This window comes from Pseudonocardia sp. Cha107L01, from assembly GCF_052566575.1.
Map to the genome: position 1 here is coordinate 5290843 of NZ_CP199579.1, position 26525 is coordinate 5317367.

General features: G+C 69.0%; 28 protein-coding genes. 15 read left to right on the top strand and 13 right to left on the bottom strand.

Annotation, left to right across the window (positions count from 1 at the left end; translation table 11 throughout):
* Positions 1-22: 22 nt before the first annotated feature.
* Entirely contained in the window at positions 23-1120 is a 1098-nt protein-coding gene (locus ACTXG6_RS24790) for an NAD(P)H-dependent amine dehydrogenase family protein (RefSeq protein WP_445181761.1), read from the bottom strand.
* A gap of 176 nt (positions 1121-1296) precedes the next feature.
* The gene (locus tag ACTXG6_RS24795; protein ID WP_445181762.1) at positions 1297-2853 is read right to left on the bottom strand and encodes a long-chain-fatty-acid--CoA ligase; all 1557 of its coding nucleotides are present in this window, start codon (positions 2851-2853) and stop codon (positions 1297-1299) included.
* A gap of 344 nt (positions 2854-3197) precedes the next feature.
* Between ACTXG6_RS24795 and ACTXG6_RS24800 the strand changes: the two genes are divergently transcribed.
* Genes ACTXG6_RS24800 through ACTXG6_RS24810 form a run of 3 tightly spaced genes read left to right on the top strand, consistent with a single transcriptional unit; the run spans position 3198 to position 5660 of the window.
* Positions 3198-4172 (top strand): thiamine pyrophosphate-dependent dehydrogenase E1 component subunit alpha, encoded by a 975-nt coding sequence (locus tag ACTXG6_RS24800; RefSeq protein ID WP_445181763.1) that lies wholly within the window; start codon positions 3198-3200, stop codon positions 4170-4172.
* Positions 4169-5200 carry an alpha-ketoacid dehydrogenase subunit beta gene (locus ACTXG6_RS24805; protein ID WP_445181764.1) on the top strand — a complete coding sequence of 344 codons (1032 nt, stop codon included), beginning with the start codon at positions 4169-4171 and terminating at the stop codon, positions 5198-5200. The genes ACTXG6_RS24800 and ACTXG6_RS24805 overlap by 4 nt, the downstream gene beginning before the upstream one ends.
* Before the next feature lie 28 nt (positions 5201-5228).
* Positions 5229-5660, top strand: a complete 432-nt coding sequence (locus ACTXG6_RS24810) for a hypothetical protein (RefSeq protein ID WP_445181765.1) — start codon at positions 5229-5231, stop codon at positions 5658-5660.
* Positions 5661-5779: 119 nt separating this feature from the next.
* On the opposite strand, the gene ACTXG6_RS24815 is transcribed toward ACTXG6_RS24810, so the two are convergent.
* The 5 genes from ACTXG6_RS24815 to ACTXG6_RS24835 form a co-directional block, all read right to left on the bottom strand.
* A complete protein-coding gene (locus ACTXG6_RS24815) occupies positions 5780-6523 on the bottom strand; it encodes a hypothetical protein (protein ID WP_445181766.1) in 744 nt (247 codons plus the stop codon).
* Positions 6520-7479, bottom strand: a complete 960-nt coding sequence (locus ACTXG6_RS24820) for a TIGR03564 family F420-dependent LLM class oxidoreductase (RefSeq protein ID WP_445181767.1) — start codon at positions 7477-7479, stop codon at positions 6520-6522. The genes ACTXG6_RS24815 and ACTXG6_RS24820 overlap by 4 nt, the downstream gene beginning before the upstream one ends.
* A gap of 17 nt (positions 7480-7496) precedes the next feature.
* The gene (locus ACTXG6_RS24825; RefSeq protein ID WP_445181768.1) at positions 7497-8291 is read right to left on the bottom strand and encodes an SDR family NAD(P)-dependent oxidoreductase; all 795 of its coding nucleotides are present in this window, start codon (positions 8289-8291) and stop codon (positions 7497-7499) included.
* Between the two features lie 53 nt (positions 8292-8344).
* A complete protein-coding gene (locus ACTXG6_RS24830; protein ID WP_445181769.1) occupies positions 8345-9703 on the bottom strand; it encodes a cytochrome P450 in 1359 nt (452 codons plus the stop codon).
* A 107-nt stretch (positions 9704-9810) separates the two neighbouring features.
* Entirely contained in the window at positions 9811-10521 is a 711-nt protein-coding gene (locus tag ACTXG6_RS24835; RefSeq protein ID WP_445181770.1) for a TetR/AcrR family transcriptional regulator, read from the bottom strand.
* A gap of 90 nt (positions 10522-10611) precedes the next feature.
* On the opposite strand from ACTXG6_RS24835, the gene ACTXG6_RS24840 reads away from it, so the two are divergent.
* From ACTXG6_RS24840 to ACTXG6_RS24880, 9 genes are all read left to right on the top strand, one after another.
* On the top strand, positions 10612-11925 hold the full coding sequence (locus ACTXG6_RS24840; RefSeq protein WP_445181771.1) for an aromatic ring-hydroxylating oxygenase subunit alpha: 1314 nt from the start codon (positions 10612-10614) through the stop codon (positions 11923-11925).
* A gap of 3 nt (positions 11926-11928) precedes the next feature.
* Positions 11929-13293 carry a protoporphyrinogen/coproporphyrinogen oxidase gene (locus ACTXG6_RS24845; RefSeq protein ID WP_445181772.1) on the top strand — a complete coding sequence of 455 codons (1365 nt, stop codon included), beginning with the start codon at positions 11929-11931 and terminating at the stop codon, positions 13291-13293.
* Position 13294: 1 nt separating this feature from the next.
* Positions 13295-14068 (top strand): enoyl-CoA hydratase/isomerase family protein, encoded by a 774-nt coding sequence (locus ACTXG6_RS24850; RefSeq protein ID WP_445181773.1) that lies wholly within the window; start codon positions 13295-13297, stop codon positions 14066-14068.
* The gene (locus ACTXG6_RS24855) at positions 14065-15093 is read left to right on the top strand and encodes an acyl-CoA dehydrogenase family protein (RefSeq protein WP_445181774.1); all 1029 of its coding nucleotides are present in this window, start codon (positions 14065-14067) and stop codon (positions 15091-15093) included. The genes ACTXG6_RS24850 and ACTXG6_RS24855 overlap by 4 nt, the downstream gene beginning before the upstream one ends.
* 20 nt (positions 15094-15113) lie before the next feature.
* The gene (locus tag ACTXG6_RS24860) at positions 15114-15386 is read left to right on the top strand and encodes a biotin/lipoyl-containing protein (protein WP_445181775.1); all 273 of its coding nucleotides are present in this window, start codon (positions 15114-15116) and stop codon (positions 15384-15386) included.
* A gap of 13 nt (positions 15387-15399) precedes the next feature.
* Positions 15400-15837 (top strand): Imm1 family immunity protein, encoded by a 438-nt coding sequence (locus ACTXG6_RS24865; protein WP_445181776.1) that lies wholly within the window; start codon positions 15400-15402, stop codon positions 15835-15837.
* A 174-nt stretch (positions 15838-16011) separates the two neighbouring features.
* The gene (locus ACTXG6_RS24870) at positions 16012-16929 is read left to right on the top strand and encodes a universal stress protein (protein WP_445181777.1); all 918 of its coding nucleotides are present in this window, start codon (positions 16012-16014) and stop codon (positions 16927-16929) included.
* Between the two features lie 155 nt (positions 16930-17084).
* Positions 17085-17669 (top strand): TetR/AcrR family transcriptional regulator, encoded by a 585-nt coding sequence (locus ACTXG6_RS24875; protein ID WP_445181778.1) that lies wholly within the window; start codon positions 17085-17087, stop codon positions 17667-17669.
* 102 nt (positions 17670-17771) lie between these two features.
* Positions 17772-18830: a hypothetical protein gene (locus ACTXG6_RS24880; RefSeq protein ID WP_445181779.1), complete on the top strand. Its 1059-nt coding sequence runs from the start codon at positions 17772-17774 to the stop codon at positions 18828-18830.
* A 9-nt stretch (positions 18831-18839) separates the two neighbouring features.
* On the opposite strand, the gene ACTXG6_RS24885 is transcribed toward ACTXG6_RS24880, so the two are convergent.
* Positions 18840-19496, bottom strand: a complete 657-nt coding sequence (locus tag ACTXG6_RS24885) for a hypothetical protein (RefSeq protein ID WP_445181780.1) — start codon at positions 19494-19496, stop codon at positions 18840-18842.
* 288 nt (positions 19497-19784) lie between these two features.
* Between ACTXG6_RS24885 and ACTXG6_RS24890 the strand changes: the two genes are divergently transcribed.
* The 3 genes from ACTXG6_RS24890 to ACTXG6_RS24900 all read left to right on the top strand — a co-directional run bounded on the left by ACTXG6_RS24890 (position 19785) and on the right by ACTXG6_RS24900 (position 22329).
* The gene (locus ACTXG6_RS24890; RefSeq protein WP_445181781.1) at positions 19785-20552 is read left to right on the top strand and encodes a hypothetical protein; all 768 of its coding nucleotides are present in this window, start codon (positions 19785-19787) and stop codon (positions 20550-20552) included.
* 58 nt (positions 20553-20610) lie between these two features.
* On the top strand, positions 20611-21168 hold the full coding sequence (locus ACTXG6_RS24895; protein WP_445181782.1) for a MarR family winged helix-turn-helix transcriptional regulator: 558 nt from the start codon (positions 20611-20613) through the stop codon (positions 21166-21168).
* Positions 21169-21243: 75 nt separating this feature from the next.
* Positions 21244-22329 (top strand): homogentisate 1,2-dioxygenase, encoded by a 1086-nt coding sequence (locus ACTXG6_RS24900; RefSeq protein WP_445181783.1) that lies wholly within the window; start codon positions 21244-21246, stop codon positions 22327-22329.
* Between the two features lie 29 nt (positions 22330-22358).
* On the opposite strand, the gene ACTXG6_RS24905 is transcribed toward ACTXG6_RS24900, so the two are convergent.
* The 5 genes from ACTXG6_RS24905 to ACTXG6_RS24925 form a co-directional block, all read right to left on the bottom strand.
* Positions 22359-23528 (bottom strand): CaiB/BaiF CoA transferase family protein, encoded by a 1170-nt coding sequence (locus ACTXG6_RS24905; protein ID WP_445181784.1) that lies wholly within the window; start codon positions 23526-23528, stop codon positions 22359-22361.
* A gap of 74 nt (positions 23529-23602) precedes the next feature.
* Entirely contained in the window at positions 23603-23884 is a 282-nt protein-coding gene (locus tag ACTXG6_RS24910; protein ID WP_445181785.1) for a cytochrome C oxidase subunit IV family protein, read from the bottom strand.
* A 4-nt stretch (positions 23885-23888) separates the two neighbouring features.
* Positions 23889-24494 carry a cytochrome c oxidase subunit 3 gene (locus tag ACTXG6_RS24915; RefSeq protein WP_445181786.1) on the bottom strand — a complete coding sequence of 202 codons (606 nt, stop codon included), beginning with the start codon at positions 24492-24494 and terminating at the stop codon, positions 23889-23891.
* A 45-nt stretch (positions 24495-24539) separates the two neighbouring features.
* A complete protein-coding gene (locus tag ACTXG6_RS24920; RefSeq protein WP_445181787.1) occupies positions 24540-25277 on the bottom strand; it encodes a hypothetical protein in 738 nt (245 codons plus the stop codon).
* A gap of 145 nt (positions 25278-25422) precedes the next feature.
* A complete protein-coding gene (locus ACTXG6_RS24925) occupies positions 25423-26439 on the bottom strand; it encodes a spirocyclase AveC family protein (protein WP_445181788.1) in 1017 nt (338 codons plus the stop codon).
* Between the last annotated feature and the right edge of the window lie 86 nt (positions 26440-26525).

Below are 26525 nucleotides of genomic sequence, written 5' to 3' on the forward strand. Positions count from 1 at the left end.
TGAAACCTGGTCCCGCGGCGCGTTACGCGAGCATTCCGTAGCGGGCGCCCACCGTGGGCAGGTCGCCGACGGTCAGGAAGCCGGGCCGGGCCCGCACCACCGCGTCGATGTAGTTCACACACCGGGCGGCGGTCATCGCGACGGCGTCGTCGAGGCTGAAGCCGGTGCCGCCGGGCATCGCGAGCGGGAAGTCGCCGCGGTACGGCGGATAGCCGTCGACCTCGACCCGGTAGCCGCCCAGTCGGCCCAGGTTCGGCCAGTCCGGCGCCATCTCGGGGCCCATCCGGTTCACGTGGTTGATCACCAGTCGGGGCTTGCCCCGGACCATGCCGGTCATCGACCAGCGCAGCGCGCCGATCGTGCCCTCCTTGATGACCAGGCCGCTCGGCACGGTGACCGTGGTCGGGGACAGGTAGAAGTCCACGTCGAGGGTGAGGTCCTCGATGGTCGCCCCGACCGAGTCCGCCAGCTGGTAGAGCGCGCAGCCCCAGGTGGGGCGCAGGGTGGCGAGCGCGGTGTCGGACAGGTCCTCGGGCAGCCGGCCGAACCCGATCGCGTCCATCGTGGCGACCGCCGCGTAGTTCGAGTAGTCGATGAACTCCCAGGTGCGGATCTGCTCGATCCTGCCGACGACGCTGGCCATGGTGATCGCCAGGCAGTCGGTCACGAAGCCCGGGTCGATGCCGGTGCTGAAGAAACTCGAACCACCGTCGCGGCAGGCCTCGTTGATCTCGTCGCGCAGTGCCGCGCCGTGCTCCAGCTGGCCCCAGTGCATCGCGGCGCCGATCGAGCTCACCACGTTCTTGCCGCTGGCCAGGATCGGCAGCACGGCGTCCACCCAGGCGCGGGACGGGCTGCCCGGCGTGGTCGGGTCCAGCAGTTCGTCGCGGGGCATGAACAGCACGCAGTCGGCGTCGAGCGCGATCAGCTCGTCGGCGTTCGCGGTGGCGGTGACGCCCACGGCCGGCCGGTCGACCAGCTCACCGGCGTCCCGGCCGACCTTGGCATCGGTGAAGCACTTGAGCCCGACGAGTCGCAGCTCGGCACTGTCCAGCAGGAGGTTCAGCGCGTCCGTCCCGACCGCCCCGGTTCCCCATTGGATTACTCGATGCGCGGACATTGGGCCTCCTGGCGCTCGGCACGACGTCGGTGTCGGATAGGTGTCGCGGGGGAGTCGTGACGTAGAGCAACTGCTCTACGCACTGCGACAGAGATACCGCAGACCATCTGGGGGCGCAAGTAGCAGGTGCTCTATTCAGTCCGAAGGCTGGAAATCGGGACCGGGCGGCCGCGCGGCTAGTTGATGCGGCGCTCGGTGCCCTGCCAGTAGGGCTCGCGCATCTCCCGCTTGAGCAGCTTGCCGGCCGCGTTGCGGGGGAGCACGTCGATGGTGTCCACCGAGGTCGGGCACTTGTAGCCGGCGAGGTGCTCCCGGCAGAACGCGATGACCTCGGCCTCGTCCAGCTCGGCTCCGGGCCTCGGCACCACCAGTGCCTTCGGCGTCTCGCCCCATCGAGGGTGCGGGACGCCGATCACCGCAACGTCCGCCACCGCCGGATGTTTGGCCAGCACGTTCTCGATCTCGGCCGGGTAGATGTTCTCCGCGCCGGACACGATCATGTCCTTGATCCGGTCGTGCAGGTAGAGGAACCCGTCGTGGAAGTAACCGGCGTCGCCGGTGCGGAAGAAGCCGTCCTCGGTGAAGGCGGCCCGGGTCTGTTCCGGCTGGCGCCAGTAGCCGAGCATGTTCTGCGGCGAGCGGACCAGGATCTCGCCGACCTCGCCCGAGGGGAGCTCCTTGCCGGTGTCCGGGTCGACCACCCGCACGTCGTTCCACGGCAGCGGGCGCCCGCAGGAACGCAGCAGATCGGGGGAGTGCACCGGGTCGTGGAACCGCGGTTCCAGCTGGGAGACGCTGCCGCTGCACTCGGTGATGCCGTAGAGCTGGATGAAGTCGCACCGGAACAGGTCCATGGCCCGGCGCAGCACCGCATCGGTGATCGGTGCGGCGCCGTACATGATCGCGCGCAGCGACGACCAGTCGGCGGTCGCGGCGCCGGGCACGTCGAGCAGGAACTGGATGACGGCCGGCACCAGCAGCGTGTTGGTGACGCCCAGCTCGGGGATCAGGGCGGCGATGCGCGCCGGGTCGACCTCCGGCAGCAGCACCGTCGTGGCGCCGGGCAGCACGCTGAGCAGCACGGTTCCGGTGCCGCCGATGTGGAACAGCGGCATCGCCGCCAGGTTCACGCTGTCCTGGTCGTACCGCCAGAACTCGCACATCCCGCCCATCCGCCCGAGCAGGCTGGCGTTGGTGAGCTGGACGCCCTTGGGCAGGCCGGTGGTGCCGGAGGTGTACATCTGGACGATCACGTCGTCCGGCGCGCCGGGGTGGCCGGGGTCCTCCGCCGGCTGCGCGGTGAGCCACTGCTCGTAGGACGGGTAGCGGTCCGACTCGCCCGTCACCAGGATCGTGCGCACCCCGCTGAGCTCGGCCTCGATCTGGGCGACGGTGTCGGTGAACTCTGGCCCGACCACGAGTACCCGGGCGTCGGAGTGCCCAACGATGTAGGCCACCTCGGGTGGCGCGAGCCGCCAGTTGACCGGAAGGGCCGCCGCGCCGCACTTGGCCGCGCCGAACAGCACCTCGAGCACCGCCGGGCTGTTCTTGCTCAGTACCGCGACCCGGTCGCCGGCGGTCACTCCGGCGCGCACCAGTCCGGCGGCCACCCGGCTCGACCGCTCGCCCAGCTGCGCGTAGGTCACCCGCTGTCCCTCGAACCAGAGGTAGGTGTGCTCGGCGCGCTCGACGGCCAGCCGCCGCACCGTACCGCCCAGCGTCGGTCCGCTCACCAGCTGCTCCCCGCTGTCGACCCTTCCCCGAACGAGCTCACCGTCATCGGGGGCTGCCGCCGAATATAGAGACGGCTGGTCGCTTGATGGAAGCCCTCCCGCCGGAGCGTGCCAGGACAGACCTTGTCCTTGACCGATTATGACCCATATAGCGACCAAGTGTCGCTTGACTGAGCACGTCGGTCGCTGGTTGACTCATGGCGATATCCGCTGACCTCGCAGTGCTGGGGCGACCGGGGTCCCCACGCCGCGCGCCGCCCCTCCGGTACCAGGCCCGCTCCCCGGCGAATCAACCGGCTGACCACACCGCCGACCCACCACGACGATCGAAAGGAAGGTAGGTCGTGAGCGACAGCGACACGCGGCGCGGAATCTACGAGCGCATGTATCGGATCCTGACAGTGGACACCACGATGCGTGGCCTGATCATGAAAGGCGTCGTATCGGTCATCTACTACTCGCCGAGGGGTCAGGAAGCGATCCCGTCGGCCATGTCCGCGGTCCTGACCGGCGACGACTACATCACCACGACCTACCGGGGCCTGCACGACACCTTGGCCAAGGGCGCACCGGTGCACGAGGTGATCGCGGAGATCATCGGTCGCTCCGGCGGGACCAGTAAAGGCAAGGGCGGGATCATGCACCTGTCCGACCCGCGCTGCGGCGTGATGGCCACGTCCGGGATCGTGGGCGGCGCGGTGCCGATCGCGAACGGCCTGGCGCTGCGCTCGCAGATGACCGGCAGCACCGCGGTGACGGTGGCCTACTTCGGCGACGGCGCCTCGAACATCGGGGCGTTCCACGAGTCGCTCAACATGGCCGCGGTGTGGCACCTGCCGGTGGTGTTCGTCTGCCAGAACAACGAGTACGGCGAGTTCACCCCGCGCATGGAGTCGATGAACGTCAAGCAGATCTCGGGCCGGGCGGACTCCTACGGGATGGCCGGCATCAGCGTGAACGGCAACGACCCGGACGAGATGTACGAGGCGTCCGTGGCGGCGGTGGCGCGGGCCAGGGCGGGGGAGGGTCCGACGCTGATCGAGGCGAGCACGTACCGGTTCATGGGCCACATCTTCGGTGTCGACCAGATGGAGTACATGCCGAAGGAGGAGATGGCCGCCGCGGTCGCCGCCGACCCGGTACCGGCGTACCGGCGCCGCCTGATCGACGAGGGCGCGGTCTCCGAGGCGGAGATGGCCGCGCTGGAGGCGGCGGTCGACAAGGAGGTCGCGGACGCGGTGGAGTTCGCGTTGGCCTCGCCACCGCCGGACCCGTCCGAGACCTATACCGACGTCTACGCAGAGGTGGTGCCGGCATGAGCAGCCAGACCGTGACCGAGTCAGCGGCGCCGGCCCGGGTGGCCGCCGAACGGAAGATCACCATGGTCGAGGCGCTGGCGCAGACCTTGGACTGGGCGCTGGCCACCGACCCCGACGTGTTCCTCCTGGGCGAGGACATCATCGACCCCACCGGCGGCGCGTTCGGCATCACCAAGGGCCTGTCCACCAGGTACGGGCGGCAGCGGGTCCGGGAGACCCCGATCTCCGAGCAGGCCATCATCGGGGCCAGCATCGGCGCGGCGATGCTCGGCGCCAAGCCGATCGCCGAGATCATGATCGCCGACTTCTACGCGGTGTGCCTGGACCAGGTCGCCAACCACGCGGCGAAGCTGCGCTACATGTCCGGCGGTCGCACCACGGTGCCGATGGTGGTGCGCGGCATGCTCTCGGGCGGGTTGAACTTCGCCGCGCAGCACTCGCAGTCGGTGGAGTCCTGGATGATCCACACCCCCGGCCTGAAGGTAGCGATGCCGTCGACCCCGGCCGATGCGAAGGGAATCCTGACCGCCGCGATCGAGGACCCGGACCCGGTCATCATCTTCGAGCCAGTCGGTCTCTACGGGGTTCCCGGGCTGGTTCCGGACGGTGAGCACCGGGTGCCGCTGGGCAAGGCGGCGGTGGTGCGCGAGGGCAGCGACGTCACCGTGGTCACCTACGGTTCGCAGGTGCCGGTCGCGCTCGGTGCGGCCGAGCAGCTGGCCGGCGACGGCATCTCCGTCGAGGTCGTCGACCTGCGCTGGCTGGTCCCGTGGGACGAGGCGACGGTGCTGGAGTCGGTCCGCAAGACCACCCGCGCGGTGATCGCGCACCAGGCGGTCAAGCGCGGCGGGTTCGGGGCCGAGCTGGCGGCGGTGCTGCAGGAGAAGCTGTGGGGCACGCTGCGTGCACCGGTGCTGCGGGTGGCCGCCGCCAACACGCCGGTGCCGTTCGCCACCGAGCTCGAGCGCACCCACTTCCCCACCCAGGACGGTCTGGTCGCGGCCATCCGCCGGAGCACCTCCAGTTAGGCCTCGCACGACGGACCGAGCGGGGTCGGTGCGCACCGAGGAGGCCTTCGACGGCGACGGCTGGTTCCGCACCGGCGACATCGGGCGGTTCGACGCGCTGGGCAACCTGACGATCGTCGACCGGAAGAAGGAGCTGATCGTCACCTCCGGCGGCAAGAACATCAGCCCGGCCCTGCTGGAGTCGGCGCTGAAGGAGTCCACGCTGATCGGCCAGGCCTGTGTCGTCGGGGACGGGCGCTCCATGATCACCGCGCTGCTGGTGCTCGACCCGGAGACCGCGCCGGCGTGGGCGCGCGAACGCGGCCTGCCCACCGTCCTCGGCGAGCTGGTGAAGACACCGGAGCTGCTGGCCCGGATCGAGCCGACGTGGCGCACACGAACCAGCGGTTCAACGCCGTCGAGCGGATCAGGCACTGCACCGTGCTCGCCGATGCCTGGCTGCCCGACTCCGACCTGCTGACACCGACCGCGAAGCTCAAGCGCCGGGGGATCACGGCCCGCTACAGCGCCGAGATCGAGGCGATGTACCGGTGACCGCGGACCGGGGCGACGTTCGTAGCCCGACCACGCGGCCGCCGCTCAGGCAGTGGCCGGCTCGGTCTGCCGGTTGACCGCCTGGATCACCAGCGCGGTCATGACGATGATCCACACGAAGAACACCCCGAGCGGGATCCAGATCGCGAACAGCCCGTTGAACGCCAGCGGCCCGGTCTTGAAGAAGATCATCAGACCGCCGGGCGCGGACAGCGTGGTGACCCACAGGCTCAGGTAGGCCGACCAGCGCGGGAAGACCGGGAACGGGCTCCGGTCGCCGAAGATCGCCACCGCCACGGCCAGGTACCAGACGGCCAGCGGTGACCAGTCGAAGACGAAGAAGAACCAGCCGAGGTCGGAGAACCCCCGGGTCAGCTCGGCGGACACCTCGTCGGGGCGGAACGAGGCGACGCCCCAGCAGATCACACTGGATACGCCGATGATGGTGGCGACACCGAATGCCGCGACCTGCACGAACGTCATCGACGAGGACGAGTCCCTGATCCGGCTGGTCATCGCGGCGATCGACGCGCCCCACGGCATGATCAGCCCCATGCCGGCCATCATCAGCGCCAGCCCGGCCCGGATCCGCAACGGTGAGCCGGCGTAGAACGCCTTGATCTCCTCGGCGCTCGCACTGGCTCGCGGCGGCGGCCAGAGCCCGGCCAACAGCAGGCCGCCGCCGATCAGCACGATGAGCAGCGCGCCGCACCAGGCGCACATGAGGACCTGCCTGCGGGAGACCGTGAGGTCGACGGTGACCCTGGTGGCCAGACCGGATTCGGTCATGCTCGATCTCCTGGTCCCGGGTTCGCCCGCGCCAGCCCCGCGAGCAGTTCCCTGGTGGCGGCGAAATCCTTGCTGCTGAGCCCGAACTCGGTGGCCGAGAAGTCGGTCGCGCCCGCGTCGGCCAGGGCCCGCAGCCGCGAGGTCACCGTCGCGGCGTCACCCACGATCGCCACGTCGGCGGGACCGATCGAGTCGCCTTGGCCACCTTCCGCGTCGAGCATCGCCCGGTAGGACGGCAGGGTCGCATAAGTGGCCAGCGCACCGGCGATCATGCTCCGTACCTCGTCGGGCCGGTCGGTGACGCACACCGGCAACCCGGCCACCACCCGCGGCGACGGACGGCCGGCGGCAGCGGCGGCGGCATCGAGAGCCGGACGGATGGCGGTCCCGATGGTGCGCGGGCCCGACAGCCACAGGATCGACCCGTCGGCTCGCTCACCCGCCATCGCGAGCATCCGGGGCCCCATCGCGGCGACCAGCACCGACGGCGCAGCCGCACCGCGCGCACCACCCGAGAGGTCTTCGAAGCCGGACCAGATGTCGCCCGTGAACGCGACCTTGCGGTCCCGCAACGCCGGCAGCAGCACGGACAGGTACTCGTCCATGTGCTTGGCCGGCGTCGTGAACGGGATCTTCAAGGTCTGCTCGACGAGCGGCTTGTGCGCGAGCCCGATGCCGAGCGCGAGCCGGTTGCCGCACGCCTCCTGGGTGGTCAGGGCCTGCGCGGCGAGCATCAGCGGATGCCGGGTCCACGTCGGCACGACCGCGGTGCCCAGCTCGATCCGTGACGTCGCCGCTCCGGCCGCCGCGAACACCGTCAGCACGTCCGGCACGGCCAGCTGGCCCAGCCAGTACGAGGCGAAACCCGCCGCCTCGGCCGCCGCGGCGTGCGCCACCAGCTTCGACACCGATGCCCCGGTGGCGACGAGACTCGACCCGTTGATCCCGATCCGCATGCCCGTACTCCCGAAGATCAGGTCGAGACCTGGCTGAACATCTCCACGCCGACGCCGGAGGTCGCGCCGCCGTCGACCACGATGTCGGTGCCGGTGATGTACGAGCTCTCGTCGCTGGCCAGGAACAGGGCAGCGGCGGCGACCTCGTGTGCCTCACCGATCCGGCCCAGGGGCGCCATCCGGGCACTCATGGCCTCGATGTCGACGCCGGCCATGTCGGGGGCGTCCATCATGCGGGTGCGGGTGGCACCGGGGCACACGGTGTTCGCGCGGATGCCCACGGAAGCGAGCTCCAGCGCGGCCACCCGGGTCATCCCGCACACCGCGTACTTGGCGGCCACGTAGGCGACCAGCGTCGGTGTGCCCTGGTGGCCGTCGATGGAGGAGATGTTGACGATGGAGCCGCCGCCGGCCGCCACCATCGGGCCCACGACGGCCTTCATGCCGAGGAACACCGCGATCTGGTTGACATCGATGACCTCGCGGTAGATGTCCTCGGTCATGTTCGGGATGGGGACCGCGCGCAGGACGCCGGCGTTGTTCACCAGCACGTCGACCTTGCCGAAGCGCTCCACGGCGTCGGCGACCGCGGCGGTCCACTCGGCCTCTCTGGTGACGTCGAGGTGGCGGTAGGCGACCCGATCCACCCCGGCCCCGCCGATCTCCTTGACCAGGGCCTCGCCCTCGTCGTCTATGACGTCGGTGACCAGCACCTTGGCGCCCTGCTCCGCGTACAGCGTGCTGATGGCCGCGCCCATTCCGCGCGCGCCACCGGTCACGATCGCTACCTTGCCGGCGAGTCGGTCGCCCATGTCAGGTCCTGCCTTCTGGGTGGGTGAGTGCTCAGTCGCGGGGGATGGCGAGATCAGCTGGTCTTGCGGGTGAGCGGGATGGAGTCGAACGCCCGGGTGAAGGCGCTGCGGTCCAGTCGCAGCACCTGGGAGTCGAGCTCGAAGTCCGGCAGGTGCGCCACGATGGCCTCGATCGCCTTGTTCGCCTCGACACGACCGAGATGGGCGCCGAGGCAGACGTGCACGCCGTGGCCGAACGCCAGGTGGTGGCCCTTGCGGGTCACGTCGAAGCGGTGCGGGTCCGGGTACTGGCGCTTGTCGCGGTTCGCCACGTGGATCATGCAGATCAGCGGCGAGCCGGCGGGGATCGTGACGCCCTGCAGCTCGACCTCGACGTTGTTCTCGCGGTAGACGAACTGCACCGGGGCGCACAGCCGCAGCGCTTCCTCGTTGGCCTGCGCGACCAGCGACGGGTCCTCGATCACGAGCTTGAGCTGGTCGGGGTTCTGCATCAGGTAGGTGATGGTGTTCCCGATGAGGCTGGTGGTCGTCTCGTTCGCCGCGCCCATCAGGATGATCAGGAACAGCACCGCCTCGATGAGGGTGAGGGTGTCGCCCTCCTCGGCGCGCACCATGTCGCTGATCAGGTCGTCGCCGGGTTCCTGGCGGCGGGCCTCGATCAGCGGCATGAACGTCATGGCGAACTCCATCAGCATCCCGATGAGGTTCGCGGCGGCCCCGGCGGTGCCCCGCTCGGGGCCGTGCACGCTGGCCGAGAGCACGTCGGACCAGCGCTTGAGGTCGGGGTGCTTGTCGACGGGCAGCCCGAGGATGTCGCCGATGACCCGGATCGGGACCGGCACCGCGAGCTTCTCGTTCACCTCGAAGGTCGAGGCAGTCTCGATGCCGTCGAGGCACTGCTTGACGATGGCGTTGACGCTGTCGCCGAGCGCCCGGATGCGGCGCGGCACGAAGCCGCGGGCCACGATGGCGCGGATGCGGGTGTGCAGCGGCGGGTCGACCCCGACGATGACGTTCGCGTTGCCGAACTCACTGAGGTCGAACGGGATGGATGCGATCAGGTCCTGCAGCCGCTGCAGCATCTCGGGGTCCTGGTCGCCCTCGAGCCGGGGCGGGAAGCCGATCAGCTGCTCCTGGTTCGGGCGCGCCGTGTAGAGGTCGTGGTTGCCCAGGATCTCCTTGACGTCCTCGTACCGCGAGATGACGTACTTGCCGTCGGGCAGCCGGTACACCGGGTGGTTCTCCACCAGCTGGTCGGCCGTCTCGGCGGTTCGGTCGTCACGCCAGGACACGTCCCAGGGATCGAAGAGAAACGTGTCGCTCCCAGCGGGGACGGGCGACTCCAGGCTAGCTCCGTTCCTCCCTCGCGGTAGCTCGGTCGATGCTCGCTCGCCCTTCGTCTCCGCAGTCATCGGTGATCACTCCATCCGCGGGCCTCGGTGCACGTGTGCACTGAAGTGAAGCAATGCCGGCGGCTGGCGTCAAGCGACAGCTGGTCACAAAAAGTGGATTGCCGGGCTCACTCCGACGGGTGGGCGGTGCCTGTGTCGGTGCCTGTGTCGACACCTGTGTCGGCAGCTGTGTCCGTCGCTGGGTCGGGGGGCTCCAGCCGGATGCCGTAGAGGACGAGGTTGGTCAGGTGGTCGATGATCTGGTCGCGGGACGGCCGCGCCCGGCCGCCGGGAACGAACAGCGGCTCCAGCACCGTCATCGAGGCCACCATTCCGATGATCATGCGGATCGACAGCTCCAGGTTGACCTCGGAGAACCAGCCCCGCCGGCGGGCCTCCTGTTTCCCGATCTCGGTCACGTCCTGGAACACCTGGTCGAGGACGGCCCTGGTCTCGCGGGCGACGTCCTGGTCCATCGCCTCGGCGGAGGACGCCACGCCCAGTACACCGGTGCGATGGGCGCGGAAGCTGTCGTACATCGTCGAGACCATGGTCCGCATCAACCGGTACTCGGTCCAGACCTCTTCCTGCTGCGCGTTCCAGGTCTCCCGGAAGCCGGCGAGCAGGTCGATGAAGGGCTGCAGCTGAGCCGCCCTGAACAGGTCGGACTTGGTGCCGAAGTGGCGGAAGATCAAGGTTCTGGCCACTCCCGCCTCGGCGGCGATGTCGTCGGTGGTCGTCGCGGCGTAACCCTTGCGGGCGAATACCTCGGTCGCCGCGTCGAGCAGTAGCTCGCGGACCTCCGACGTTCGGCGCCGGGTGCGGGGCGGGTTTGTCATGTCATGACGGTAACTGGTCGGGCGGTCTTCCGTTAAGCTACCAACTGTCGCTAGAGTCCGCGGCAGCCTTTGGGTATTGGAGGTTCAGCGATGACGGTGACCGAGCAACCCAGCGGAGTCGAGGCGACGATCGCCAGTGGGCAGCTGCCGACAGTGCGACCGGCGGCGCCGACGAATCTGTTGGCCAAGGACCGCTACCTGTCGGACGAGTTCGCCATGGCCGAGTTGACCAAGATGTGGTCGCGGGTCTGGCAGATCGCCTGCATGGACGCGGACATCCCGAATGTCGGCGACTACTACGAGTACCGCATCGGCCGGGAATCGGTACTCGTGGTGCGGGAGACCGACGATTCGGTCCGGGCCTACCACAATGTCTGCCAGCACCGCGGCCGCCCGATCAAGCAGGGCCGCGGCAATGCCCAGCAACTGCAGTGCCCGTATCACGGGTGGACCTGGAAGCTGGACGGCACGATCGCGCAGGTGCCCGAGCGGCAGGAGTTCTGCCCGTTCGGCGACCGGGACGTGTCGCTGCGCGAGGTGCGAGTCGAGGCGTGGGAGCAGTTCATCTTCATCAACCTGGACCCGGATGCCGGGCCACTGCTGGAGTACCTCGGTGACATCCCGCGCCGGGTCGCACCGTACAAGCTGTCCCGGCAGTACAAGTGGTGGTCTCGTTCCACCGTCGTGCCGGTGAACTGGAAGATCGCGCTGGATGCGTTCCAGGAGGACTACCACGCGCGCTACATCCACCCCGAGACCAACAGCTTCGCCGACTACACCGACAACCCGATCGAGCTGATCGGGGACCACTCGATGCTCGCGGCGCGCTTCGGCATGCCCGACCGGCTGCTCGAGCAGGCGCCGGACATGGAGGAGACCCTCGAGGCGATGCAGTGGACCTTCGATGCGTTCGGGGAGGACACCGCGATGATCGCCGCACTGCGGCAGATGGACCTACCGGACGGGGCGCCGCTGCGGGATGTTCTGCTGCCCATCATCAAGGGCGGGATGGCGCAGGTCGGCATCGACATCACCGAGCTGTCGGACACCCAGGTGGTCGACGACTACGAGTGGTTCATCTTCCCGAACATCCAGATCCACACGCTGGCCTTCGGATCCTGGATGTTCCGGATGCGCCCGAACGGCGTCGACCCGGCATCGATGATCTTCGACATGTGGTACCTGCACAAGGTTCCGGAGAGCATGGACATGCCGCCGTCCGCGGCGAATATCGACGTCGAGCAGGGCGGCTCCTGTGGTGCGGTGATGGACCAGGACTTCGCCAACATCGTCATCCAGCAGCAGGGTCTGCACTCCAGCGGCTTCCAGGGCTTCCGGATCAGCGCGATGGAGACCCGCATCTCGCACATGAACGACACCCTCGACCGGTACCTGGAGAGCTGACCGATGCCCCCCACCACGGACAACACACCCATGGCGGTGATCGGCACCGGGCCGGCGGGCCTGGCGGCTGCCTGGCGACTGCGCGAGGCCGGGCACCAGGTGAAGCTGTTCGAGCGCAACGGCCAGCTCGGCGGCCGGATGCGCACGGTCCGGCGGGACGGCTTCCAGGTGGAGGACGGCCCGAGCCAGATCGCGGGCAGCTACACCCGCTTCATCAAGATCCTCCGCGAGTCCGGCCTCGGCGACCAGCTGATCCCGGCCTCGACGGTGCTGGCCATGTTGGACGCGGACGGGAAGCAGCACGACTTCACCATCGAGCGCATCCACCTGGACATGGTCACCACGAAGCTGATCGGCCTGCGGGACAAGCTGGACCTGGCCAAGATCACCCTCGAGGTCCTCAAGCACCGCAAGAAGCTCGACGTCGAGGACCTGTCCAAGATGGCCGAGCTCGACCACCTGTCGGCCGAGCAGTACGGCCGCACCCGGCTCGGCGACGGGGTGTACGACCACTTCGTGGACCCGGTGATCCGGGGCTTCGTGGGTACCGCGCCGTCCACCGTGTCGGCGGCGGACATGCTCTGGGTGTTCGCCAACTTCATGAAGATCCAGAAGTACTACGCCATCTCCGGCGGCATGCAGGTCTACGCCGACCACCTGGGCACGTTCTTCGACAAGCAACTGAACGCCGAGGTGATGGGCGTCGACGAGCGGGCCGACGAGGTCGACGTGACCTGGCGCGACAGCGACGGCGTCGATCACACCGAGACCTTCGCCGGCGTGGTGATCGCCACGCTGCCCAAGGGCGCGGCGAAGATCCACAACGGCCTCGACCCGTGGCGCCGCGACTGGCTGGCCAACAAGGTCGACAACGCCACGATCGTCGAGGCCCACGTGGCGCTGGAGCGCCCGCCCGCCTCGAAGGCGTCGATGGTCTACTCGACCGAGGTGTCCAACCAGACCAAGGTGCTGGCGGTCAACCTCGAGCACAACAAGGCGCCCGGGCGGGTCCCGGAGGGCAAGGCGATCGCGACGATCTTCGGCTCCAACGACTGGAGCAAGCAGGTCCTCGAGGACGAGGACGACGACGTGCTGATCAAGGAGCTCATCGAGTCCGCCGAGCCGATGGTGCCCGGGGTCGGCGACGGCGTGGTGTTCACCCAGCTGACCCGCTGGCCGTACTCGTGGGCGAAGAGCTACCCCGGTTACTGGACCGGCATGCGGCAGTTCAACCAGCTCAGCGAGGACAACGACCGGCTGGTCCGGCTGGCCGGTGACTACTTCTGTGTGACCAGCCTCAACGTGGCCACCGCGTCCGGTGAGCGAGCGGCCCGGCAGCTGCTGGGCACCCGGTCGGTGGTGCGCTGAGATGGGCTCCTCCGGCGACACCCTGGAAGTCATCACCGACGGCGCCGTGCGGATCGTGCGGATGTCACGGCCCGAGCAGCGCAACGCGGTGAACACCGAGCTGCACGGCGAGCTCACCGAGGTCTGGGGGGCGTTGGCCCGCGACCCCGAGGTCCGCGCGGTGCTGTTGTGCGGCGCGGAAGGCGCGTTCTCGGCGGGCGGGGACGCGGACTGGCTCTACGAGGTGGCCACGGACCAGACCGAGCGGGCCCGGTCCCTGGAGGAGGCGAAACGGCTGGCCGGGGAGATGCTGCGCTTTCCGCTGCCGATCGTGGCCGGGGTGCAGGGCCCGGCCGTCGGGCTCGGCTCGAGCCTGGCCTCGATGTGCGATCTGGTGGTGATGGGGGAGAACGCCTTCTTCGCCGACCCGCACGTGGCGCTCGGGGTGGTCGCCGGCGACGGCGCGGTGGCGACCTGGCCGTTCCTGATGGGCATGATGCGCGCCAAGGAGTACCTCTACACCGGGGCGAAGATCGACGCCGCGACCGCGCTGCAGCTCGGGCTGGCCTGCCGGGTGGTGCCCGACGACAAGGTGCTGGACGAGGCCACCGCGTTGGCGCACCGGCTGGCCAGGCTGCCGGCCACCGCGCTGCGAGCCACCAAGCGGGCGCTGAACATGCACCTGGAACGGGCGTCGATCGGCATCCTCGACTACGCCTGCGCCGCGGAGGCGGAGACCTTCACCCTGCCCGACCTGCAGGAGAAGCTCGCCGCCATGCGCAAAGGGCGGTCATGACGAACCAGGCCAGCTCGGCCCGCGACCGGATCGGCGGCCCGCACCACGCGGTGTACGACGAGGAGCACGAGCAGTTCCGGGACACGGTCGCCAAGTTCGTCGAGACCAGTGTGCGGCCGTTCGACGAGCGGTGGGAGCGCGCCGGCATCGTGGACCGGAGCCTCTACACCGACGCCGGCGCCCAGGGTCTGCGGGCCGAGCAGCGGGCCCGCTGGCTGCCCGGTATCGGCACCGGCGCCACCGTCACCGCCATCGCGATGACCGAACCGGGTACCGGCAGCGACCTGGCCGGCATCGCCACCCGGGCCCACCGGGACGGCGAGCACTACGTGCTCAACGGCTCGAAGACCTTCATCACCAGCGGCCAGAACGCCGACCTGGTGATCGTGGTGGCCCGGACCGACCCGCACCCGCACCGGGGGCTGACCCTGCTGGTGGTGGAGCGCGGCATGCCCGGGTTCGAGCGCGGCCGCAACCTGGCGAAGATCGGCCAGCACGCCCAGGACACCAGCGAGCTGTCCTTCACCGACGTGCGGGTTCCGGTGGCCAACCGGCTCGGCGAGGAGAACAGCGGTTTCAGCGCCCTGATGCGCAACCTGCCGCAGGAACGGCTGACCATCGCGGTCAACGCGACCGCCTCCGCACTGGGCGCACTGGACCGGACGCTGGACTACGTCACCCAGCGCACCGCCTTCGGCAGGACGGTCGGCAGCTTCCAGAACAGCCGGTTCTCCCTCGCCGAGCTTGCCACCGAGGTGGACATCGCCAGGACATTCGTGGCCGACTGCCTGGCCGCACACGTCGCCGGGAAGCTCAGTCCGGCTCGGGCGGCGAAGGCGAAGTGGTGGACCACCGAGCTGCTCACCAAGGTCGTCGACCGGTGCCTGCAGCTGCACGGCGGCTACGGCTACATGACTGAGTACCCGATCGCGCGCTCGTACGTCGATGCACGGGTGCAGACGATCTACGGGGGCGCCACCGAGATCATGAAAGAGATCATCGGGCGAGACCTCGGCCTCGGCTGAGTCATCGAGGCACCGCCGGCGTGGTTCCCGAGGAACAAGATGCATCGAGTTGGAAGGACTTGGCGATGGCGGATCTAATCGTTCCCCGGGTCGGGGTGAGCGTCACCGAGGTCACGATCGTCGAATGGTTGGTGGCCGACGGTTCAACCGTGGCGGCGGGCGATCCGATTCTGACCGTGGCCACCGACAAGGTCGAGGTCGAGATCGAGGCGTCCGCCGGTGGTGTCCTGCGCCATGGTGCGGCGAACGAGGAAGAGTATCCGGTCGGCGCGGTGATCGGATCGATCGAATGAGGCGGTCGTGGGCATGACGGTGCACTTCACGATGCCCACCTCGATGGGCCGCCGGGCGGTCGGGCAGCGCGGCGTGTCCTCGGCCACCGAGGTGGAAGAGCTGGTCAACGCCATCGCGGAGCTGCCAGAACGGTCGGTGGTGATCCACCACGCTGGTCGGCCGGTCACCGGGAACGTGTTCTTCGACGACGGGGTGGATGTCTACGACCACGAGCTGGTGGCCGCGGTGCACGGGGACTGGGGTTATCTGCGGATGTGGGCGGTGGACGACGGCGACGACACCTGGATCCTGGCCGGCGACCCGGCGTCACCGACATTTGTGAGTGACGAATCGGAATTCCCCGAAGGCTCCGGCATTCCACTGTTGCGTTTGGTGGTGGCATTGCGGGAGTTCCTCGAGACCGGGCGTCGCCCGCTCTGCCTGAACTGGGTCGCCGAGCGGGGCGACTGATCGCTCGCGCGGGCTTGAGTCGCCCTGACCAGCGACGGCAAACCGAACACCGATCGTTAATGAGTGAACCTCATTAGGCGATTGCATGACGGGCGTCACAGGCGGATCGTGGTACTCATCGGTAACAGTGCGGTCGCTGTTCGTGACGGCGACGTTGGCCCGGGGGAGGAAGTCATGCCTGCTTATCAGACTGTGGTCGTCGGGGTGCACGACAGTCCGACGGGCGCGCGTGCGGTGGAGATGGCGGCCCTGATGGCCGCCGAGACGGACGCCAGACTGATCCTGGTCTCCGCCTACCGCCACTGGGGAGCCGGTCGGAAGGGCGGGAGCGGGTACCAGGTGCGGGGGTCGGTGTCGGCGGAACGGACGCTCGAGCGGGCTGTCGCGCAGTGCGCCGAGATGGGCGTCCACGACGTCGCGACCTCCGCCGCGCCCGGCAACCCGGCGACCGTGCTCAACGCGGCGGTCCGCGAGCACTCGGCCGATCTGCTGCTGGTGGGCAGTCACGGGCTCGCCACCCTGGGTGGGCGGCTGCTCGGGTCTGTGCCCGGCACCGTCACGGCCACCGCGAGCTGTGACGTGCTGGTCGTCCACACCACCACGGACCGCTGGCAGAAGCTGGTGAGCCGGCGGTACCGCCAGCGGCCCTCCAGGTACGTGCGGACCATCCTGGCGGGTGTGCACGACTCGGAGCGCTCGATGCGCGCGGTGGAGAAGGCCGGGAGGATCGCGGCGGACGGCGGCGCGAAGCTGGTGCTGGTCGGGACCTACGAGCCCGCCCGGAAGAAGGAGATGGCGCTGGCGAGCGATGCGCTCAAGGGGGAGAGCTTCCTCGCGCAGGGCTCGTTCGCCATCGAGACCGTGCTGCGTGCGGGGGAGGCCCGGGCGCGGGCACAGGGCGCGCAGACCGTGGAGAGCGTGATGGCCGAGGGAGATGCCCTGCACGGGTTGCTCACGGTCGCCGACATGCGCCGCGCGGACCTGCTGGTCCTGGGTAACAACCACCTGCCCGAAGGAGGCGTGCGGCTGATCGGGACGATCAGTGAGCAGGTCACCCGCAACATTCCGACACACGTGCTGCTGGTGAACTGACCCACTCCGCGGGCAGTGGCGCTCCCCGGTTCGGTCGGGGGTCCACCGCCCGAGTTACCGGAGCCGGATCCGGTCGGGCCGGCCGATAAAGTCGTCCCATGGGTGCGCAACGGTCTGTGCGAGCACCGCGCCGGCCGACGAGTGAGATCCGAGCGTTGCTGGTCGAGGCCGCCCGGGAGCTGTTCGTGGCGAACGGCTACGAAGCGACCCGCATCAAGGAGATCAGCCTGCGCGCCGGGGTCGCCGAGCAGTTGATCTTCACCAACTTCGGGTCCAAGGCGGGGCTGTTCGAGGCGGCCGTGGTGGAGCCCTTCTCGGAGTTCGTGAACGACTACATCGCCTCGTGGGGTCAGGATGCCCCCGCATCGAGCTTCGAGGAGCGCGTCGGCCTGTTCGTCGAACGCCTCTACGCCCTCGCCGAGCAGGATCGCAAGCTGCTCATCTACTCCGTCACGCGACGCATGTCCGGTGAGACCTCGCCCGAGGGCGACATCCCCAACCGGCTGGCGACCCTGCTGCAGACCATCCAGCCGGTGACCATGGCCGAGGCCCCGGAGCACGGGTTTCCCGATCCCGACCCCTCGCTGCTCATCGCGGCGTCGGCGGCCATGATCCTGGGCATGGCGCTGCTGGACGACCTCCTGTTTCCCATCGGGAGCACCCGCCCCAGCCGCGCGCGCATCACCGCCGACCTCACCACGTTGTTGGTCAACGGGTTCCGCCCGGCAAATCGATCCTGAACGTTTGCCTGTTCGCACCGTGACGGTAGCGCGGGTGGGGCAAGCGCTGACTACTGTGGGCACGCGTGCACCCGGCATCCAGCGGATCGTGAGGAGCCCTCGTTGACCACGGCAACCACCCTCGGTGTCGAGCCGGCCCGGATCGGCAACCCGCACCGGGTACCGGAGCGGCTGGACCAGGTCCTCCCGGTCCGCCGAGATGTGCCGGGCTACGGCGAGACCTGTTTCCTGACCACCTGGAACCCCACCGACGGGGTCGGCCTGTTCCTGCATGCCGGGCGCTGCCCGCAGGACGTCGACCTGTGGTGGGCCCAGTCGCTGGCCTACCTGCCCGGCGGGAAGATCGCGGTGGACCGGTCCTGGGGGCGGTCCCGCGACGGCGGCGCCATCCAGACCGGGAACTTCACCATCCGGATGGACAACCCGCTCAAGGGCTGGACCTCGACGTTCGACGGCGCCGGCGAGATCACCACGGCGGCGACCATGGTCACTCGACCGTCCGGTGCCGGCCCGGCGCGGCCGATGCGCTGGGAGCTGGCCACCGAGGCCGCCGGGCCGGTCTGGGACATGTACACGGCGCTCGGCAGGCAGTCGAACGGCAGCCAGGACTGGGCCAGCGGCACGCACACCCAGCAGGTCCTGCGGGTGCGGGGCACGCTCACGGTCGACGGCGTCGAGTACCGCCTGGACGGGACGGGCGCGAACGACCACTCGTCCGGCACCCGGGACCTGCGCAACTTCGGCAGCCACCACTTCCTGATCGGTGGTTTCCCGGGTCGGGCCCTGCACAGTATGTCGATCTTCGGGATGGACGGTGCGGTGTTGCTGGACAGTGGCAGCGAGTTCGGGGAGGGGGAGGGCACCGAGCCGGTCACGCTCACCGATGTGCCGCCACTGGCCGGCTTGGACGCCACCCCGCTCGACTTCGAGGCCACCCTCAACTACGCCGACGGCACGAAGACCCCGGTCCGGCTGGAGGTCCTGCATACCGCGCCGATCAGCATCAACACTGACAACGACAACATCAACGGCGTCGACTGGGACAGTCCGGACACGCTGTTCCTGTCCGAGAGCAGGGTTCGGATGACCCTGCCGGACGGCACTGTCGGCTTCGCCCACCTCGAGCGGAGCTGCCAGCGGTCCACCCACGCGGCGAGCTGAGCCTGGCGGTCAGGCTCGGCGGCGTTGCAGCACGAGCACCTCGCCCCGGCCGCCGTCGACCCGCACCCGGTCGCCGGTGCGCAGGGCGGCGGTGCCGGTGCGGGTGCCGATGACACACGGGTCGGCCAGCACTCCCTCGGCGGCCAGGTGGTCACCGTGTGCCCGCGCGACGAACCGGACCACGTCGGCGCACTGCAGGAACGCGCCCTTGCCCACCCCGCGCAGTGGGAAGAACCGGGCGGCGAGCCGCAGGGTCAGCCGGGCCGAGGGCCGCTTGACGGGCGACACGGCGGCGAGCACGTCCGCCTCGGTGCACAGTCGCTCCCGCGTCCGCTGGGCCTCGACGACGCGCGGGTCACGGTCCTCGGGCATGTCCCGGTACGCCTTGAGCAGTGCGTGCAGCGGCGCCCGGTCGACCCGCCACGGGTGTGCGGCGAGCTCGCCCTCGGCCGGGCCGTGGTAGCCGTGCCGGCCGAGGAAGGTGTCCAGGGCAAGCCGGTCGCGGGAGACGTCCCAGAGGTCGCTGACCACCGCGGTCTCCGCCATCGCCCCGTAGCCGGTCACCAGGGAGGTCTCGGCGCCGGGCCGACCGGCGGCCGAGGCCAGCGCCCGGACCTGCTCGTAGAGCCCCTGGCAGATCAGCGCGGCGAGGGTGTGCGGGCGCATCACGGCCTCGCTGCCTCCGCGGGCAGGAACCGCAATGCACCGGATCTCGCACTTGGCCGACTTCCCCTAAACCGCACGCTGTTTGGTTCTGGGCGATGTTAGTCCACGCCGCCTAGTCAGTGCTGGTCAGTGCTGGTCAGTGCGTTCTGTGACCGGTCCGTCGAACGCGGTATCAAATCGGGTCGAAAGCCGGACTCCAGCTTGACGCCAAGAATCCAACAGTGTTTACCTGGCTCGATGAACCTGCTCGCCGAATTTGTACCGCCGCAGCCGCCCCCTGGTTTGGTGATGAATTCGTTCTGGCAGCCGTTCATGACGTTCGTGCAGATCATCCCGGTGGTCGCGGTGCTCTGGCTGGGCCTGCGCCGCTGGCTGCCACAGGACAGGGCACTGTTCGTGGTCTGTCTGCTCGGCGGCGCCGCGACCAGCCTCTTCGAGCCGGTCACCGACGTACTGGCCGGTGTCTGGTTCGCGCCCGGCGGCATGTGGGTCATGTTCACCACGTTCAACCGGCCGATGCCGTGGTTCATCCTGCCCTGCTACATCTGGTTCATCGGGGGACAGGTCGCGTACGTGCTGTACCGGATGCGCAGGGGAGTGACCGCGCGGCAGCTGTGGATCCTCTACGCCGCGTTCATCGGCACCAACATCGTGATGGAGGTGCCGGCGATCGCGGCCGGGATCTACACCTACTACGGCCCCCAGCCGTTCCAGATCGCCGGGCTGCCGCTGTGGTTCCAGTCGATCAATGCCGCGGTCCCGTTGGTCGCCGCCGCCGCGGTGGCGTACCTGTGGCCGCGGCTGCGCGGTTGGCGCCGGCTCGCCGTGATCGCGGTGCTGCCGTCGGCGCATGCGCTCGGCAACGCGGTGGCGGGCTGGCCGATGTGGTCGGCGGTGCACTCCACCGACAACATCGTCGTCATCTACCTGGTCGCGGTGGTGAGCGTCGCGCTCGCGGTCGGGCTCGCCGCGTTCGCGATCAGCATCATCGTTCGGCCGACCTCTCCGGTGCCGGGCGTCGCCGCCGAGGCGCCTCGGCTCTCGGTCGGGACCTGACCGTTGCGCCGCGCTCGGCGCGGCGGCGGCTGATCGGGCCTTCGCTAGGCTGCGGCTCGTGAGCGCCCCGACCGACGGCGACGAGGGACGGCTCCCGGTCCGGGCCTATCGGCAACTGATCAGGGACCGGCTGGTCCGGGAGGACATCCTCGACGAGTCGGACTCGGCGCGCATGGAGCTGGTGTTCAATCTCAGCCGGTTGCTGAACCGACTCGGGCAGGACTTCGAGACCGTGCACCGGCGCCACGGCTGGACCTGGGCCGGGTTCCGGATCATGAACGTGCTCTGGGTGGCCGGCCCGGTGGAGCTGCGCGAGGTGGCGCGGCTCTCCGGCTCCTCGCGCGCCAGCATCTCCAGTGCACTCAACACCCTCGAGCGCGATGGCCTGGTCACCAGGAGCCGCAACGGCACGGACCGGCGCCAGGTGCTGCTGGAGCTGACCGAGCGCGGCCGGTCCGAGCTGCGCGGCGGCATGCGGGACCAGGCTGACCTGGAGCGGGAGTGGTTCGGCCCGCTCTCCGCACAGGATCAGGAGGTGCTGACCCGGTTGTTGGGCGCGCTCGCCGATCAGGTTCGGCCGACCAAAACCAAACCGCGTTCGTCAAAAGCTTGGTGATTGCTGCCCTCTCTCCTATCGTGGTGTCCAGGCGCGCGCTGCCGGTGTGCTGGGCAGCGCCACGGAAGGAGCACCATGCGCACGCTGATCCAGTTCAGCAGGGGCAACACGAGCAAGCAGGCGCACCGCGATCTGCCCGACCTCAGGGACGAGGAGCTCACCCGCGACGGCTTCGACGGGCGGGAGGCCGTGCTCTACCGGCGCAACGACCCGACCACGTTCCGGACCACCGGCCGGTTCCGCGCCACCAGTGCGCTGCTCAATGAGGTCAAGCCGTCGGACCTGACCGACGCACAGGGGAGCGCGCAGCGGCTGTACCACAACACTGACGCCACGATCTGGCTGTCCCGCCGCGCCGAGCCGATGCCGTTCTTCCGCCGCAACGTCGACGGTGACGAGTGCTGGTTCGTGCACCGGGGTTCGGGGCGCGTGGAGACCGAGTTCGGCCCGCTGACGTTCGAGCCGGGGGACTACGTGGTGATCCCCAAGGCGATCACGCACCGGTGGGTGGTGGAGTCGGGCGAGTCGAGCCTGCTCGGCATCGAGACGGTCGGCGAACTGCGCGCGCCGACCTATGTCGGCCTCGGCCGGCACGCGCCGTTCGACCCCGACGTCATCCGGGTGCCCGAACCGGCCGCCGAGGAGTCGACCGAGGCCGAGTACGAGATCCGGGTCAAGTACGACGGCGAGTACTCGTCCCTATTCGTGGACCACCACCCGTGCGACGTCGAGGGGTGGAAGGGCGACTACTTCCCGTTCGCGTTCAACATCCGCGACTGGAACGTGATCATGTCCGACAGCCTGCACCTGCCGCCGTCGATGCACGTGTTCCTGGTCGCCGAGGGCATCAACATCATCAACCTGCTGCCCCGGCCGTTCGAGTCGGTCAGCGGGGTGGAGCGCATCCCGTGGTACCACCGCAACGCCGACTACGACGAGATCGCCCTGATCCACGGCGGCAACTCGCTCGGCCGCCCTCTCAAGGCGGGCCTGATCAGCCACGACCCGCAGGGCATCCACCACGGCTTCCCCGAGCGCGCCAGGGTGAAGGCCCGCCGTGAGTGGGACGACCACACCCGGATCGAGTGGGAGATCATCATGATCGAGGCCAAGCGCCCGCTCAAGCTCGACCCGGTGCTGCACCAGCCACCCACCGGCTGACCCCACGACCACCGCTCCAGTCTGTCGGGCTACGACTGGGCGGCCACGGTTCCGTTCGCTTCGAGCCGGTCGATCTCCTCGTCGCCGAGGCCCGCTTCGCGCAGTACCTCGCGGGTGTGTGCGCCACGGCCGGCCGGCTTGGGGCGCAGCCGGCCAGGCGACGCGGACAGTCGGGGAGCGGGCGCCGCGGCCACCTCACCCCCGTCCCGGACGACGGTGCCCCGGGCGCTGAGGTGCGGGTCGTCGGCCAGCTCCTCCAGGTCGAGCACCGGCGCCCCGCAACCGTCGATGTCGCTGAACGCCGCCGCCCAGTACGCCATCGGGCGGTCCCGGAACACCGAGGCGACCCGCTCCCGCAGTGCCGGCCAGCACGCCGGGTCGAACTGGTGCTCCCCGGCCTGGTCGTCGATGCCGAGCACGCTCAGGAACTCGGCGTAGAACTTCGGCTCGATCGCACCGACCGCGAACCACCGGTCGTCGGCGCACCGGTAGACACCGTAGAAGGGCGCCGCGCCGGACAGCATCCCCCGGCCCCGCCCGGCCCACCTGCCCGCGCTCAGCTCCGCGAGCTGAGGGGTGTTGAGCAGTGCCGAGCCGTCCGCGATGGACGCGTCGATCACCTGGCCCCGGCCGGTCGCGGACCGTTCGATGATCGCCATGAGGATGCCGAACGCGGTGACCATCGACCCGCCGCCGATGTCCCCGACCAGGGACAACGGCGGCACCGGGGCATCCTCGCCGATCACTCCGAGTGCGCCGGAGACGGCGATGTAGTTGATGTCGTGGCCGGCGCGGTTGCGGTACGGTCCGTCCTGGCCCCAGCCGGTGAGCCTGGTGTAGATCAGCCGGGGGTTGCGGGCGCACAACACGTCCGGGCCGAGACCGCGGCGTTCCATGGTGCCCGGCCGGTTGCTCTCCAGCAGGACGTCGGCCCGATCCGCCAGCCTGGCGATGACATCCGGGCCGTCCGGGGCGCGCAGGTTCACGATGGCCGAGCGCTTACCTCGGCTGAAGAAGGCCGACGGGTCGAACGTCGGCGCATCCGGGCGCTCCACGCTGATGACGTCGGCACCGAAGTCGGCCAGCAGCATCGAGCAGAACGGACCGGGGCCGAGCGCGCTGAGGTCGAGCACCCGGACTCCGCGCAGCGGACCGAGTGAGCTCAGCTCGCCGTCCTCCGCGGAGCCCTGAGCTGCCACGTTTCCCCCTCGTACCCGTTCGACGGCCACGGTGACAGACTACCAAACGGCGTTCGATTTCAGTGCAGGGTCAGCTAGGCGAACAGGTAAAAGCCCAGGATCATCGCGCACACGACCAGGCAGTACCCCTCGAACAGGCCGCGCAGCACGTGCGGGGCATCGCGCAGCTCCATGAAGTAGAGCCCGACGAAGCGCACCTTGATGAAGGCCACAAGCATGATCAGGACGGTTCTGGCCTCGACCGAGGAGAGCCCGTGGTCGGTGCCGAGCCAGAACGAGATCAGGGTGGCGGCGACGAGCACGAGCCAGACCGCGGTGAACCGTGCTTTTACCAGTGAGATCAGCGGTGTGGTCACGGTGTCACTTCATCAGGTAGAGGAGCGGGAACAGGACAATCCAGAGCAGGTCCACCATGTGCCAGAAGCAGGCGCCGCCCTCGACGAAGGCGAACTGCTTCACGGTGAGCGACGGCGCGCGGCTCTTGACGATCAGGAAAGTCAGGACGCCCATTCCGACGATCAGGTGGAAGAAATGCAGCCCCGTGAGGACGTAGTAGTACATGAAGAAGCTGTTCGTGTTGGGCGTCAGGCCCTTGCTGAGCTTCTCGCTGTACTCCAGGAACTTCATGAACGAGAACCCGAGCCCGCACAGCAGCGCCCCGGAGAACATCCACGGCGCGACATTCCGCACCTGGCGCCGGACTGCCCGGAGCCCGATGACGACGAGCAGCGAACTGGTCAACAGCAACAACGTGTTGATCACGCCGTAGCCGGGCCGCAGGCTCAGCTGCGAGACATTGAACAGCTCGGGTTGCTGAGCCCGGTAGTAGAGGTAGGTGGCGAAGAAGACGGCGAAGACCGTCATGTCACCCAGGATGAACACCCAGGTGCCTTCCTCGCCCGGAATGCGGCGCGTCGGCCGAGAAGGCGAGTCCTCGTGGCGAGCGTCCTTCGACAGCGTGGTCACAAAACTCCCGCGGTATCTCGATGCGTCGGTCGGGGCGGCGGTGGATCAGGCCAGTTGAGGTTGTCCCACCGGCGAGGAATCGTCGGCGCCCTGCTCCCGCGCCGCCTCCTCCTTGATCGCCCGGAAGAGAACCACGGCCATGACGACGAACCAGCCGCTGAAGACGGTCAGGGGAACCCAGAAGGCGAACATGCCGTTCCACGCGAACGGTCCACTGTGGAAGACGATCACCAGTAGACCGGGCACGAACAGCAGCGCGCACCAGACGTTGAAGTAGCCGACCCACCGCGCGAACACCGGATGTTCTTCGTGGTCGCTGAGGATGGCAATGGCGATCACCACCGTCTGAACGATCGCCGGGCCGCCGAAGCCCACCAGCGCCAACCAGCCGAGGTCGTTGAGCGCCTGGGTGATCTCCGGCGAACGGCTGTCCGGCCGGTACGCGGCGGCGGCCATCGCGAACATCGGGAAGACGAAGAGCAGCGGGTTGACCATCCCGGCGACGAGCTGGGTGTAGCCGAGTGCCGTCCCGCCCCTGATCCGCCGCAGCTGCATCATGATGGGTACCGGGAAGGCGAACGACAGGGCCGCACCGAGCATCGAGACCACCAGGCCGAGCCGGATGCGGGTCTGGTTGTCGGCGTAGAACTGGGCGAGGGCGGCCGCGCTGGTACCGGGCGCCGGCGGCGGCACCAGCCCGGCTATCCCGACGAACCCCACCCCGAACAGCACCATCGTGAGCGGCCCGGCCCAGACGCACAGCCGTTGGTTCCGTGCATTCATTGCCGCTCCCATGCCGTGTACTCGGGCGAGCTCGGGCCGATGTCGCACGACTCGCCAAACGTAGTTAGGTTATCGTGGCGTCGAGGACTGTCAAAGTCCACGATCAGGGCCTCGCCGCCGGCCCGTGGGTGACACAGCGTGACCGTCACTGAACGAGCTGGCCCGGCCGTAGGTAACTGGGCAGCGCGGCCATGGAGTGACCGATCAGCCCGAGCCAGTTGAAGGGCAGGTGGTAGATCAGGATGGTGGCGACGGAACAGAACCCGATCACCGCGAGGGTCCGGACCGGGCCGCGCAGGGCGGGCAGCCACCGGTGGAAGCCCCGCTCGACCGGGGAGAGGCCGTCCGGGTCCTGGAGAGCGGCCATCCGCATCCAGGTGTAGAGGCACCCCAGGGTGGCGACCAGGATCGACTCGTAGATCGGGAACTGGTACAGCTGGCCGGCCCAGAGGGTGGCGCCGCCGAGCGTCTGCGCGTACGCGTAGCCGTGGGTGGTGCGGATGATCAGGTTCTCGAGGACGAAGTCGAACACGAACTCGCCGACCCAGATGGCCGAGAACAACGCCACGCTGCTCAGGTCCGGGTATCGCCTGCGCAGCGGTGCCACCGCCCGACAGGCCACGATCGCCACGCCGGCACAGAAGTAGACGTACATGGGCGGACCCCAGAGCAGCGACTCCGCGTACCGGGTGGTGGCACCGCCGCCGTGGAACGGCAGGAACGATGTCCAGACGCCGCGGTTGACGTTGTTGCTGTTCCACGCGAACAGGTATGCGTTCGAGTTCAGGAACCCGTCGGCGACGAACGCGACGAGACCGCCGAGCACGAACTTGCCGTCCAGTGACAGTCGGCCCCGCTGCCGCCAGGGCCTGACCACACAGAACCAGAGGAAACCGAGCAGCACGCCGACGCTGAGCACCTCGAGGGCGCGCAGTGCGACCAGGCGCCACTCGGCCGGCACGTCCGGACCGAGGATCGGGGCCGGCGCGAACTCGGTGGGAGATGCTCCCCAGCGCACCAGCGCCTGGGCGGCCACGACCAGCCAGAGCACACCGAGACCGGCCCAGACGGTGGCCGCGCCCCGGCGATCGGAGTCCGTGCTCGCCGCCGTCTCCGGTGTCGGCGCGGGGATCTCGAACGGCTGGCTCTTCGCGAGAGTCATGGAGCCTCACCTGGGTCGATCGTCGATGACAAACCGGCTATTTTGTATTCCGCGTGCTTGATTTGTAACTTCTCGTCTCCGGCGTT

Bases quoted from the DNA above. Each gene is read 5' to 3' on its own strand.
- ACTXG6_RS24790 (WP_445181761.1), bottom strand. From the start codon at position 1,120: ATGTCCGCGCATCGAGTAATCCAATGGGGAACCGGGGCGGTCGGGACG.
- ACTXG6_RS24805 (WP_445181764.1), top strand. From the start codon at position 4,169: ATGAGCAGCCAGACCGTGACCGAGTCAGCGGCGCCGGCCCGGGTGGCC.
- ACTXG6_RS24815 (WP_445181766.1), bottom strand. From the start codon at position 6,523: ATGACCGAATCCGGTCTGGCCACCAGGGTCACCGTCGACCTCACGGTC.
- ACTXG6_RS24820 (WP_445181767.1), bottom strand. From the start codon at position 7,479: ATGCGGATCGGGATCAACGGGTCGAGTCTCGTCGCCACCGGGGCATCG.
- ACTXG6_RS24825 (WP_445181768.1), bottom strand. From the start codon at position 8,291: ATGGGCGACCGACTCGCCGGCAAGGTAGCGATCGTGACCGGTGGCGCG.
- ACTXG6_RS24830 (WP_445181769.1), bottom strand. From the start codon at position 9,703: ATGACTGCGGAGACGAAGGGCGAGCGAGCATCGACCGAGCTACCGCGA.
- ACTXG6_RS24835 (WP_445181770.1), bottom strand. From the start codon at position 10,521: ATGACAAACCCGCCCCGCACCCGGCGCCGAACGTCGGAGGTCCGCGAG.
- ACTXG6_RS24840 (WP_445181771.1), top strand. From the start codon at position 10,612: ATGACGGTGACCGAGCAACCCAGCGGAGTCGAGGCGACGATCGCCAGT.
- ACTXG6_RS24845 (WP_445181772.1), top strand. From the start codon at position 11,929: ATGCCCCCCACCACGGACAACACACCCATGGCGGTGATCGGCACCGGG.
- ACTXG6_RS24850 (WP_445181773.1), top strand. From the start codon at position 13,295: ATGGGCTCCTCCGGCGACACCCTGGAAGTCATCACCGACGGCGCCGTG.
- ACTXG6_RS24855 (WP_445181774.1), top strand. From the start codon at position 14,065: ATGACGAACCAGGCCAGCTCGGCCCGCGACCGGATCGGCGGCCCGCAC.
- ACTXG6_RS24865 (WP_445181776.1), top strand. From the start codon at position 15,400: ATGACGGTGCACTTCACGATGCCCACCTCGATGGGCCGCCGGGCGGTC.
- ACTXG6_RS24870 (WP_445181777.1), top strand. From the start codon at position 16,012: ATGCCTGCTTATCAGACTGTGGTCGTCGGGGTGCACGACAGTCCGACG.
- ACTXG6_RS24885 (WP_445181780.1), bottom strand. From the start codon at position 19,496: ATGCGCCCGCACACCCTCGCCGCGCTGATCTGCCAGGGGCTCTACGAG.
- ACTXG6_RS24890 (WP_445181781.1), top strand. From the start codon at position 19,785: ATGAATTCGTTCTGGCAGCCGTTCATGACGTTCGTGCAGATCATCCCG.
- ACTXG6_RS24900 (WP_445181783.1), top strand. From the start codon at position 21,244: ATGCGCACGCTGATCCAGTTCAGCAGGGGCAACACGAGCAAGCAGGCG.
- ACTXG6_RS24920 (WP_445181787.1), bottom strand. From the start codon at position 25,277: ATGAATGCACGGAACCAACGGCTGTGCGTCTGGGCCGGGCCGCTCACG.
- ACTXG6_RS24925 (WP_445181788.1), bottom strand. From the start codon at position 26,439: ATGACTCTCGCGAAGAGCCAGCCGTTCGAGATCCCCGCGCCGACACCG.